Origin of the sequence: Burkholderia sola, from assembly GCF_905400185.1 — a bacterium.
GTDB lineage: Bacteria > Pseudomonadota > Gammaproteobacteria > Burkholderiales > Burkholderiaceae > Burkholderia > Burkholderia sola.
This window is the reverse complement of record NZ_FR989677.1, coordinates 952105-963396: the sequence shown is the minus strand read 5'-3', so window position 1 is coordinate 963396 and position 11292 is coordinate 952105. Positions and strand designations below refer to the sequence as shown.

The window sequence follows — 11292 nt, the reverse complement described above, 5'->3', positions numbered from 1 at the left end:
GCGGCGGTGATTGGCAACTGGATCCACGTTGTCACTCCATCAATCGAAAAGGCGCGCAGGCTGGCCAGCGCGGTCGCTCTTGCAGCCAGTCTACGCAGACGCCCGCGTCATTTCCTGAAACCGGGCTGAAACGTTCTGAACGGGTTCCGGCCCGGTTCGACGGCACCCGGCACACACGCGCTAGATCCGCAGCAGCCGGCCCGCATTGCCGCCGAGCACCAGCGCGCGCTGGTCGTCGGGCAGGTCCAGCCGGTCGAGAAAACGCACCGGTTGCGCGTAGCCCATGTCGAAGCAATAGTCGCTGCCGAGCACCAGCCGGTCGATGCCGACGTTCTCGATCAGAAAGTTCAGCACCGGCCCCGAGTGGGACACCGTGTCGTAGCTGAAGCGCCGCAGATAGCTGCTCGGCTGTTGCGCGAGCCGGCGCGTTTCCGGCCGGACGGTCCACCCGGCGTCGAGCCGGCCGACGAGGATCGGCAGCGCGCCGCCCGCATGCGGCAGCGTGACGTGCAGCGCCGGATGGCGATCGAGCACGCCGCCGAGTATCAGGTGCGAAGCGGCGATTGCCGTATCGAACGGATTGCCGAGCAGGTTGCTCAGGTAGAAATCGCCGAGGCGCGCGCCGCCGACGGTTTGCTGCGGGTGCAGGAACACCGGCAGCCCGAGTTGCTCGATGCGCGCGAACACCGGCGCGAACCGCGGATCGTCGAGGTCGCGGTGGTCGATGTTCGTGCCCATGTACACGCCGCGCACGCCAGGCAGCGCCGACGCGCGCTCGAGCTCGTCGATCGCATCGGTCGCGTCGAGCATCGGCAGCGTCGCGAGGACGACGAAGCGCGCCGGATGCCGCTGGTGCACGCGTGACGCGGCCGTATTCCATGTGCGCGCCAGTTTCGCGTTGAACGGCCGGTCGCCCCAGTACGCCATCGGCACGCTCAGCGACAGCGCCTGCACGTCGACGCCCGACGCGTCCATGTCCTCGAGCCGCGCGTCGACGTCGATGAATTTCATCGGCAGCGGCCCGAGGCCGCCGGCCGGCGTGCGGAACGTGAACGTCGTGTCGTCGCACGCGAATGCGCCGCCGAACCGCTTGCCTTCGCCGCCGACGAGGTCGCAGAAGCTTTCCGGGTAATAGTGCGCGTGGATGTCGATCGCGCGTGGACGCCGGGCCGGCAGCGTGGCTGCAGCGGCCGAGGCGGGCGCCGGTTGCGCCGCCGCGGCCGGGCGTCCGGCAAGGGCCGCGACGGCAAGCGCGGCGAATGTGCCGAGCATGCGGCGCCGGCCGGTGGGCAGGCAGCAGGGGCAGGTCATCGGATCGTCTCCAGGTCGTGATTGTCGTGTTGTGGCGTGCCGTGGCGCGGCAGGGCGCCGAGTTCGCATGCGACGAGCTGCGCGTCGAACCGCGCGCGTTCGCGTCGCGCGCGGGCCGAGCCGTCGGTGGCCGACACCGCGACGATCGCGACGAACGCGGCGGCCATCGAGAACAGCGCCGGATATTCGTACGGGTAGGGCGCGTGCGCGTGGCCGAGCACCTGTACCCAGACGGTCGGGCTCAGCACGGTGAGCGTGACCGCCGTGACGAGCCCGATCGTGCCGCCGACCACCGCGCCGCGCGTCGTCAGGCCGCGCCAGTAGATCGAGAGCAGCAACACCGGGAAATTCGAGCTGGCGGCGATCGAGAACGTGAGGCTGACGATGAACGCGATGTTCTGCTTCTCGAATGCGATGCCCAGCACGATCGCGAGCACGCCGAGCACCAGCGTCGTCGCGCGTGCGACGCGCATTTCTTCGCGGTCGGTCGCCTGGCCGCGGCGCAGCACGTTCGCATAGAGGTCGTGCGAGATCGCCGACGAGCCGGCGAGCGTCAGCCCGGCGACCACGGCGAGAATCGTCGAGAACGCGACCGCGCAGATGAAGCCGAGGAAAAAGTTGCCGCCGATCGCATGCGCGAGATGGATCGCCACCATGTTCGCGCCGCCGGCCACCGCGCCGGACGCATCGTGATACCGCGGGTCCGCCGCGACGAGTGCGATCGTGCCGAAGCCGATCACGATGATCAATGCATAGCCGGCGCCGACGATGCCGGTTGCATGGAGGATGCTCTTGCGCGCCGCGCCGACGTCGCCGACCGTGAAGAAGCGCATCAGGATGTGCGGCAGGCCGGCCGTGCCGAAGATCAGCGCGAGCCCGAGCGACACCGCGGACACCGGGTCGGACACGAGGCCGCCCGGCCGCATGATGGCCGCGTGCTTCGGATGGACGCGCAGCGCCTGCGCGAACAGTGCGTCGAGGCTGAAGCCGAAGCGGCTCAGCACCATGAACGCCATGAATGCCGCGCCGGCGAGCAGCAGCACGGCCTTGACGATCTGGATCCACGTGGTGGCGAGCATGCCGCCGAAGAACACGTAGACGACCATCAGCACGCCGACGATCACCACCGCGGCCGTGTAGTCGAGCCCGAACAGCAGCTCGACGAGCTTGCCGGCGCCGACCATCTGCGACACGAGATACAGCAGGACGATGACGATCGAGCTCGACGCGGCGAACGCGCGGATCGGCCGTGGCTGCAGCCGGTACGACACGACGTCGGCGAGCGTGTACTTGCCGAGGTTGCGCAACGGCTCCGCGATCAGGAACAGGATGATCGGCCAGCTCGCGAGAAAGCCGACCGAATAGATCAGCCCGTCGTAACCGCTCGTGAACACGAGCGCGGAGATGCCGAGCAGCGATGCGGCCGACATGTAGTCGCCGGCGATCGCCCAGCCGTTCTGCAGCGCGGTGATGCGGCCGCCGGCCGCGTAATGATCGGCGACGCTGCGGTTCTGGCGGGCGGCCCAGCGCGTGATGACGAGCGTCGACGCGACGAACAGCACGAACATGCCGATGGCGACCGGATTGTGCGGGTGCGCGAGCGGCGCGGAGCCCGCCGCGAACGCCGGCGCCGCGGCTGCGCTCGCGGTTGCAGAGAGGAGGATGGCGAAGGTGCGTTTCATTGGCCGCCTCCGTCGCGGATCGACGCGACGAGCGCGTCGTGCACCGCATTCGCACGCCGCACGTACAGCGCGACGAGCGCGAACGTCGCGACGAACATGCCGAAGCCGACCGGGATGCCCCACGTGGTCGGGCGGCCCGGCACGATCGGCCGGCCGAGCCATGCCGGCGAGAACGCCAGCGACAGGATGAACGCGAAGTAAAGCGCGAGCATGACGGCGGTCAGCGACCACGCGAATCGCCGCCTTCGCGTGACGAGATGGCGGAAGCGGGCATCGCGCAGCAGCGGATGCGTGGCCGCGGCGGGCACGTCCTGATCGGGTGCGGGGCCGGCGGCGGCCGGAATCGAACGGTTCACGGTGTCTCCTTGTCGGTATTGGATGGGGCGCGATGCGGCGGGCGCGAGACGTCGTCCATGCGCCCGCCGGCGGTCAGAACCGCGGCGGCACGGCCGTTTCGCGCATCACGACTTCCGCGGTGCGGTAGCGTTCGGCCATCTCGCGTTCGGTGTCGTTCTTCAGTTGCGCCTGCATGTATGCGCCGAGATGGCGCGCGTGTTCCACGATCGCGGCGCCGAACGCGGTGCGCGTTTCGCTGTACGCGTGCAGTGCATCCAGCGGATCGGCATGCGCGGCCAGCGCGCCGACCAGCGCAAGCGCATCGCCCGCGGCCTTCGTGACGCCCATCCCGCAGTGCGGCCGCGCGACGAATGCCGCATCGCCGAGCAGCGCGATGCGGCCGAACGCCATGCGCGGCACCTCGAGGTCGTAGATCGGCTGGAACAGCGGCTGTGCGGCGCGCGACACGACTTCCGCGAACTGCGGCGCGAGCAATGCATGCGCGGCGTCTTCCATGTCGGCGAGCACGTCGCGGCGGATCAGCGTCGGCGGAATGCCGGTCGCCCACAGCTTGCCCGTCGCGTCGGTGAGCAGGTTCGGCAGGTCGGTGTCCTCGCGGGTCGCGCGATACCACACGAAGTTGTAGCGGCGCTCGCCGGGCCGCGTGCTGTTGTGCTGGCCGGCGACCGGGTAGCCGAGGATCTGCTCGCGCGGCGGCAGGCCGAACGCGAACTTGTCGAACAGCGTCGCGTGCGTGCGCTCCGACAGTTCGCGCTCGTCGACGAGGCCGCGCCACGCGACGTAGCCTGCGTACTGCAGGCGCGCGTGCGGCAGGAATCGTTCGCGGATCGCCGAACGGAAGCCGTCGGCCGCGACGACGAGGTCGGCATGCACCACCGACCCGTCGGCCAGCGTGAGCGTGGCGTGCTCGGGCCCGTCCGCGACGTCGGCGACGACGGCCCCCGCGTGATGGTGCTGGTCGGGCAGCGCGGCGCGCAGGACGTGGTACATCTTGCTCCATGCGGTCAGCGTCTGCGGCAGTTGCCGCTCGGATGCGAGCGAGCCGTCCCGCGCGAGCGTGACGCGCGATTCGACGTTCACGCCGATCGATGCGTCGACGCGCACGCCGGCCGCGCGCAGCACGTCGAACAGCTCCGGATGCGTGACGATGCCGGCGCCACGGCCGGACAGCGCGTCGGGCACGCGTTCGAACACGTCCACGTCCCAGCCGTTGCGCAGCAACAGGTTCGCGGCGAACAGCCCGCCCAGCGAGCCGCCGACGATGGCGGCCTTGCGATGCGTCGAATGGATGCTCATGTCAGTCTCCACGAGTAGCGGCGGGCGCTGCGGCGCCGTGCATGTCGAGGCCGGCGACTTCGGCGGCCGGGTAGTTCAGTTCGATCGTCACGCCCGACGGATCCTCGATGAAGACCTGATGCAATCCGAGGCTCGGCACGGTGCGGTCGCGCCACGCGATGTGCTCGGCACGCAGCGTGCGCCACATCGCCTCGACGCCGGTCGCGACGAATGCGATGTGGTCGACGGTGCCGGTGCCCGCGGCCGGCACGGGCTTGTCGCCGAGATACGCGGCGAGCCCGTTCGGGTTGGCCGGATCGATGCCGATCAGGTGGACCGTGCCGTAATCGGCTTCGTCGTCACCGAGGTAGAGCCACGCGCCCGGAAAGTCGAACGGCGGGCGGTAGCCGCGTCTGAAGCCGAGCACGCGTTCGTAGAAGCGGCACGATGCTTCGAGATCGGGCGTGCGGATCGAGTAATGCGCGAGTCGAGATACGGGCATGACGAACCTCTTGTTTATCGAAGGATAAGTTATCGTTCGATAAATTGTAGGTCGAAAACGGCGCAGCGCAAAGCCGTGATCGAGTCGTGTTAACCCTTGGCCCGGAATCGGGGGCGAATCGGGGATGAACGGGCGCCGATGGCGCCGCGTGTCGCGTTACGACGGAACGTCGCCGGCGACGACTTCGTCCGCGTAGCACCAGATCCAGCGCTCGCCGGGCTCGATCGAGCGGACGAGCCGGTGGCCGGTTTCGCGGAAATGCCGGCTCGCGTGGCGATTCGGCGACGAGTCGCAGCAGCCGACGTGCCCGCAGATCAGGCACATCCGCAAATGTACCCAGCGGCTGCCCGATTTGACGCATTCCTCACAGTAGTCCTTGTCGGTGTCGAACACGCGTGCTTCGTCGAGATGCGTACAGGCGTTGGCCATCTTGCGCTCCGGTGCCGGCGCGGGAGCGACGCTTGCGGCACGGCCGGCGCGAAGCCGCAAGCGGAAGGGGTACGCGGCATTGTGCAGCGTCGCGTCGCGGTCGCACCTTAATTGTCATGAAGCGGCCCGCGCGGCGCGCGGCGACGGCGTACAGTCGCGAATGCGTCCGGCGCGGGCACCGGCCGGGCCGCATTCGACATCGACATCCTCGGGAGGCGCTCATGGATCAACCGCAACACGTGCGGATCGTCGGCCTGCCGCGCAGCAGGGACGCGTATGCGATCCGCGATTTCCTGCAGCGGCGCATGATTGCGTACGACTGGTGCGAGCTGACATCCGACGCCGACTGCGCGCAAGTGCTCGGCATCGCGCCGCTGCACGACATCCGGCTGCCGGTCGTGATCTTTCCGGACGGCTCGCGCCTGTACCAGCCGACCCTGGCCGAAATCGCGGCGCGGCTCGGCTGGGTCGCGCGCCCGCGTTTCGTCGAATACGACGTGTCGATCTACGGCGCGGGGCCCGCCGGGCTGTCGGCGGCGGTCTACGCGGCGTCCGAAGGGCTGCGCGCGGTCGTGATCGAGCGCGGCGCGATCGGCGGGCAGGCCGGCACGAGTTCGCTGATCGAGAACTACATGGGCTTCCCGGACGGCATCCCGGGCGCGGAGCTCGCCGAACGCGCGCGCGAGCAGGCGGTGAAGTTCGGCGTCGAACTGCTGACGATGCATGAAGGCGTGCATGCGACGTTCGTCGACGGCAAGATCCGCGTCGAGCTCGCCGACGGATCGATCCTGGTCGCGCGCGCGAACATCTGCGCGACCGGCATCGAATATCGCAGCCTCGGGCTGCCGGAGGAGCCGGCGTTTCTGAATGCGGGGTTGTTCTACGGCGCCGGGTCGAGCGAAGCGCCGATGTGCGCGGGCGAGCAGGTGTTCATCGTCGGCGGCGGCAATTCGGCCGGCCAGGCCGCGATGAATTTCGCGCGGCATGCGCGCCAGGTGACGATGCTCGTGCGCGGGGCGTCGCTCGCCGACACGCTGTCGCGCTACCTGATCGACCGGATCGAGCGGACGCCGAACATCGAGGTCCGCTATCGGTCGAGCGTCGCCGCGCTGCACGGCGACGGCTGGCTCGACGCGATCGAGCTTCGCTCGGCCGACGGCACGCGCGAACGGCTGCCGGCCACGCGCCTGTTCGTGTGCATCGGCGGCGCGCCGAATACCGACTGGGCGAAGGACACCGACATCATTCGCAATCCGGACGGTTATCTCGTGACCGGCGGCGACCTGTACGACTGTCCCGCGTTCGAGCGCGTATGGCCGCTCGAGCGGCGGCCGTACCATCTGGAAACCAGCGTGCCGGGATCGTTCGCGGCCGGCGACGTGCGATCGGGATCGGTCAAGCGCGTCGCGTCGGCGGTCGGCGAAGGCGCGATGGCCGTGACCTTCGTGCACCGGTTTCTCGGCGAGGATGCGCATCGGCTCGCGCTCGTGTGACGCGTTCGCCGGCCGTTCGGTCCATTCATCGCGCGTCGGCCTGCGTCGCGTCGCGTAACCCGGCCCGGCCGGCGCGCGCCGGCGGCGTCCATCCGCCGCCCAACGCGCGCACGAGGCTCACCGTCGCGACGGCCAGCGCCTGCCGGCTGTGAATCAGCTGGCGCCGCGCATTCAGCGCATCGCGATCGGCGTCGATCACTTCCAGGTAGCTGACGTAACCGTGCGCGTAACGGCTCAGCGACAGCCGCGCCGCGGCGTCCGTCGCGTGTGCCGCATGGTCGTAGCGCACGATCCGCTCCTTTTGCGCGGCGATGTCGTTGAGCGCGTCCTGCACGTCGCGTAACGCAGCGATCGCGGTCGCGCGATAGTTGGCGTCGGCGACGTCCGTGCCGGCCCGCGCGGCGGCCACCGCCGCGTCGCGCTTGCCGCCGTCGAACAGCGTTAGCGCGACGTTCGCGCCGAGACTCCACAGCGAGCTGTTGCGGTCGAGAAACGAGCGCAGGTCGCGGGTGGCGAAACCGCCGTCGGCGGTCAGCGTCAGCGTCGGCAGCCACGCGGTGCGCGCGATGCCCAGCTCGAGCGACGCCGCGTCGGCGCGCCGGGCCGCCGCGAATACGTCCGGGCGTTGGGCGAGCAACGCGGACGGCAGCCCGGCCGGCACATCCGGCACCTGCACGGGCACGGCGCCCGTGTCGACGTCGAACGCGGTCGGCGACACGCCGGTCAGCACCGCGATGGCGTCGACGAGGTTCTCGCGCAGCCGGCGGCTCTCCGCGAGATCGGCATGCGCGGTATCGAGATCGGCGGACGCGCGCAGTCCGTCGAGATCGCTCGCCGCGCCGGCCCGCACGCGCGCGGCGATCACGTCGAGCGCGGTGCGCCGCAGCCCGATCGCGCGCGTGAGCGTCACGAGATCGTCGTCGACGTAGCGCAGCGTCAGGTAGTCGACGGCCACTTCGGTCGCCACCCGCAAACGCACCGCATCGCGGTCGGCCGCCGCCTGCAGCACGTTCTGTTGGCCGACGTCGGCGTCGCCGCGCAAGCGTCCCCATAGATCGACTTCGTAGCTCGCGGCGACCGGAACCGACCAGTTGTGCATCGTGCGCTTCGGCAGCGCGTTGTCGACCGTGCCGGATACGCGCGTGCGGCTGAACGACGGGTCGACGCGCACGGCCGGCGCCAGCGCGGCCTCGCGCACGCCGAGCAGCGCCTGCGCCTGGTCGACGCGCGCGGCCGCCGCGCGGATGTCGAGGTTGTGCGCGAGCGCGGCGTCGACGAGGCGGCCGAGTTGCGGGTCGCCGAACCACGCAGGCCACGCCGCGAGCGACGGCGCGCGCGCATCGGTCGACGGATCGGCATGGCGGAACCCGTCGCGCCCGACCGGGACGGGCGCGAGCGGCTGCGGCGCGATCGAGCAGGCGGCCAGCAGGCTCGCGGCGAGTACGGCGAAGGCGCGCTTCATCGCGCTGCGCCGCCGGGTTGCAGCGTGACGACGACCGACAGCCCGGGCCGGATGCGCGGCTCCGTCGCGGCCGGGCCGTCCAGCAGGATCTTCACGGGGACGCGCTGCGTGACCTTCGTGAAGTTGCCGGTCGCGTTGTCGGGCGGCAGCAGCGCGAATTGCGCGCCGGTCGCGGGCGACAGGCTGTCGATGCGGCCGCTGAACGCGCGTTCCGGCAGCGCATCGAAGCGCAGTTGCACGGCGTCGCCGGCGCGTACGTGCCGCAACTGCGTCTCGCGGAAATTGGCGACGATCCACGGATGCGGCTCGACCAGCGTGAGCAGCGCCTGGCCGGGCGCGACATGCTCGCCGGTCTCGACGGTCTTCTTGCCGACGTAGCCGTCCGACGGCGCGACGACCGCCGTGTAGCCGAGCTGCAGCAGTGCGTCGCGCAATTCGGCATCGTTCTGGCTCGACGCGGCGTCGGCGGCCTGGGCGGCGGCGAGGGCGCTGCGCCGTTGCGCATCGGCCGCCGCGACGCGCGCGCGGGCGGACTTGCGAGCGGCATCGGCCGCATCGAACTCCTGCTTCGACAAGCCGCGCGGCGTCTCGCGGGTCAGTTCGCGTGCCCGCGCGTAATCGAGTTCGGCTTTTTCGGCATCGGCGTGCGCCGACACGAGCGCCGCGTCCGCCTGCTCGATCAGCGCGTGGGCGCGGCTCGCATCGGCATGCGCCTGCGCGACGCGTGCGCGCTGCGCGGCGACGCGCACGTCGAAGTCGCGCCGGTCGATCTGCACGAGCGCGTCGCCCGCGTGCACGAACTGGTTGTCGTCGACGAGCACGCGCTCGACCGTGCCGGACACGCGCGGCGAGATCACGTGCAGGTGGCCGGTCACGTATGCATCATCGGTGCCGCGATCGCGTGCGTCGAACTCGTACGCGAGCAACGCGACGAGCAGCAGCGCGATCGCGGCGATCGCGACGATGGCCGGCTTGCGGGAACGCGCGGGCACGGCGGGCGACGGCGCGGGTGAGGGTGGGGTCATGATCGGCAAACTCCGTTGTACGGGCAGGATTCGACGCACCGCGTTATGCTTGCGCCAGCTTGACAGGCGGGAGCCGCTCGACGATGAACACGACGTTCGCCACCGGCAATGCCATGCCGGCGCCGGCCGCAGGGCCGGCCTCCGACATTCCGACGTTTCGGTCGATCGCCGCGATCGCGGCCGTGCTGCTCGGCGCGATCATCGCGACGCTGACGTCGCGCATCACGTCGCTCGGGCTGGCCGACGTTCGTGGCGCGCTGGGCGTCGGCTTCGACGAAGGCGCGTGGATCAACACCGCGTTTACCGCATCGCAGATGTTCGTCGGGCCGCTCGCGATCGCGGCGGCCTTCATGTTCGGCACGCGCCGCGTGCTGGTCGCGGGGGCCGTGGTGTTTCTCGGCGCGGAAACCGTGCTGCCGCTCTGCACGCAATTCGGCGCGTTCATCGTGTGCCAGGCGATCGCGGGGCTCGCGTCCGGCGTGTTCGTGCCGCTGACGATCGGCTTCGTCGTGCGCACGCTGCCGCCGCGGCTGATTCCGTTCGGCATCGCCGCGTATGCGATGAATCTGGAGATGTCGCTGAACCTGTCGGCCACGCTCGAAGGCTGGTACAGCGAACACCTGAGCTGGCGCTGGCTGTTCTGGCAGAACGCGGCGCTGACCGTGCCGTTCATCGCGTGCCTGATGCTGTCGCTCGCCGACGAGCCGATCAAGCGCTTCGCGTCCGGCATCGACGCGCGCGGGATGCTGCTCGGCGCGGGCGGGTTCGCGTGCCTGTGCATCGCGCTCGACCAGGGCGAGCGGCTGTTCTGGCTGCAGTCGCCGCTGATCGTCGCGCTGCTGGCCGTCGGCATCCTGATGATCGCCGCGTTCCTGATCCACGAACTCGCATCGCCGCGCGCGGGCATCGATCTCGGCTATCTGGCGCGGCCCAACATCGCGCTGCTGATCGTGCTCGTCGGCCTCGTGCGCTTCACCGTGCTCAACACGAGCTTCATCCCGTCGCTGTTCCTCGCAAGTACGTACGGGCTGCGCCCGCTGCAGATCGGCGATACGCTGCGCTGGATCGCGATTCCGCAACTGCTGTTCGCGCCATGCGTCGCGCTGTTGCTGCAGCGTGTCGACCCGCGCCGGCTGATCGTCGCCGGCTTCGCGATGGTGGCGATTGCGTTCGCGCTCGGCTCGCGGCTCACGCCGGTGTGGGCCGAGCCCGATTTCATTCCGTCGCAATTGCTGCAGGCGCTCGGCCAGACGATGGCGCTCACGTCGGTCATCGTTTTCTTCGGCCGGCACGTGACGGCCGAGCATGCGCTGACGTTCGGCGCGGTCGTGCAGACGACGCGCCTGCTGAGCGGGCAGCTCGGCACGACGTCGATCGCGGTGATTCAGCGGATCAGGGAGGCTACCCATTCGAATCTCGTCGGTCTGCATGTGTCGCTGTCGGATCCGGAAACGCTCGAACGGCTGCGGGCCGGCGCGGCGTCGCTGGTCGCGCATGGCGCCACGTTCGCGACGGGCAACCAGGCGACCTATGCGCTCGTCGATCGCGCGGTGCGCGTGCAGGCCACGACGCTCGCGCTGGCCGACAACTTCCGCGTGGCGATGGCGTTCGCGCTCGCCGGCGCGCTGCTCGGCATCCTGCTGCGCCCGGTGCGGGCGCCGTGAGCGCGGCGCCGCGCGATCTGAAATTTCCTGAAAAGTCCTGAACGGCACGTGTGCGGCGTCCGTCGCGGCGGCATGCGCGCCGCCGCGGCGGA

Annotated in this window: 10 protein-coding genes; 2 read left to right on the top strand and 8 right to left on the bottom strand. The window is 70.2% G+C overall.

What is annotated here, in order from left to right:
- Positions 1-180: 180 nt before the first annotated feature.
- The 6 genes from KR541_RS34440 to KR541_RS34415 form a co-directional block, all read right to left on the bottom strand.
- Positions 181-1311: an amidohydrolase family protein gene (locus tag KR541_RS34440; RefSeq protein ID WP_050014130.1), complete on the bottom strand. Its 1131-nt coding sequence runs from the start codon at positions 1309-1311 to the stop codon at positions 181-183.
- Positions 1308-2993 (bottom strand): cation/acetate symporter ActP, encoded by a 1686-nt coding sequence (gene actP / locus KR541_RS34435; protein WP_216090164.1) that lies wholly within the window; start codon positions 2991-2993, stop codon positions 1308-1310. The genes KR541_RS34440 and actP overlap by 4 nt, the downstream gene beginning before the upstream one ends.
- Positions 2990-3349: a DUF485 domain-containing protein gene (locus KR541_RS34430; protein ID WP_050014132.1), complete on the bottom strand. Its 360-nt coding sequence runs from the start codon at positions 3347-3349 to the stop codon at positions 2990-2992. The genes actP and KR541_RS34430 overlap by 4 nt, the downstream gene beginning before the upstream one ends.
- Before the next feature lie 73 nt (positions 3350-3422).
- The gene (locus KR541_RS34425) at positions 3423-4646 is read right to left on the bottom strand and encodes an FAD binding domain-containing protein (RefSeq protein WP_124639736.1); all 1224 of its coding nucleotides are present in this window, start codon (positions 4644-4646) and stop codon (positions 3423-3425) included.
- A gap of 1 nt (position 4647) precedes the next feature.
- A complete protein-coding gene (locus tag KR541_RS34420) occupies positions 4648-5127 on the bottom strand; it encodes a VOC family protein (RefSeq protein ID WP_089490290.1) in 480 nt (159 codons plus the stop codon).
- Between the two features lie 156 nt (positions 5128-5283).
- On the bottom strand, positions 5284-5556 hold the full coding sequence (locus KR541_RS34415; RefSeq protein ID WP_050014135.1) for a ubiquitin carboxyl-terminal hydrolase 14: 273 nt from the start codon (positions 5554-5556) through the stop codon (positions 5284-5286).
- A gap of 221 nt (positions 5557-5777) precedes the next feature.
- Here KR541_RS34415 and KR541_RS34410 point away from each other — a divergent pair, with 221 nt between their 5' ends.
- Positions 5778-7049: an NAD(P)/FAD-dependent oxidoreductase gene (locus KR541_RS34410; RefSeq protein WP_216090163.1), complete on the top strand. Its 1272-nt coding sequence runs from the start codon at positions 5778-5780 to the stop codon at positions 7047-7049.
- Positions 7050-7074: 25 nt separating this feature from the next.
- Here KR541_RS34410 and KR541_RS34405 read toward each other — a convergent pair whose 3' ends face one another.
- Together KR541_RS34405 and KR541_RS34400 are read right to left on the bottom strand one after the other, a co-directional pair.
- On the bottom strand, positions 7075-8511 hold the full coding sequence (locus KR541_RS34405; protein WP_216090162.1) for an efflux transporter outer membrane subunit: 1437 nt from the start codon (positions 8509-8511) through the stop codon (positions 7075-7077).
- Entirely contained in the window at positions 8508-9536 is a 1029-nt protein-coding gene (locus tag KR541_RS34400) for an HlyD family secretion protein (protein ID WP_050014138.1), read from the bottom strand. The genes KR541_RS34405 and KR541_RS34400 overlap by 4 nt, the downstream gene beginning before the upstream one ends.
- A gap of 83 nt (positions 9537-9619) precedes the next feature.
- Between KR541_RS34400 and KR541_RS34395 the strand changes: the two genes are divergently transcribed.
- Complete coding sequence (locus KR541_RS34395; protein ID WP_216090161.1) at positions 9620-11200, top strand: MFS transporter; 1581 nt, start codon at positions 9620-9622, stop codon at positions 11198-11200.
- Positions 11201-11292 lie beyond the last annotated feature (92 nt).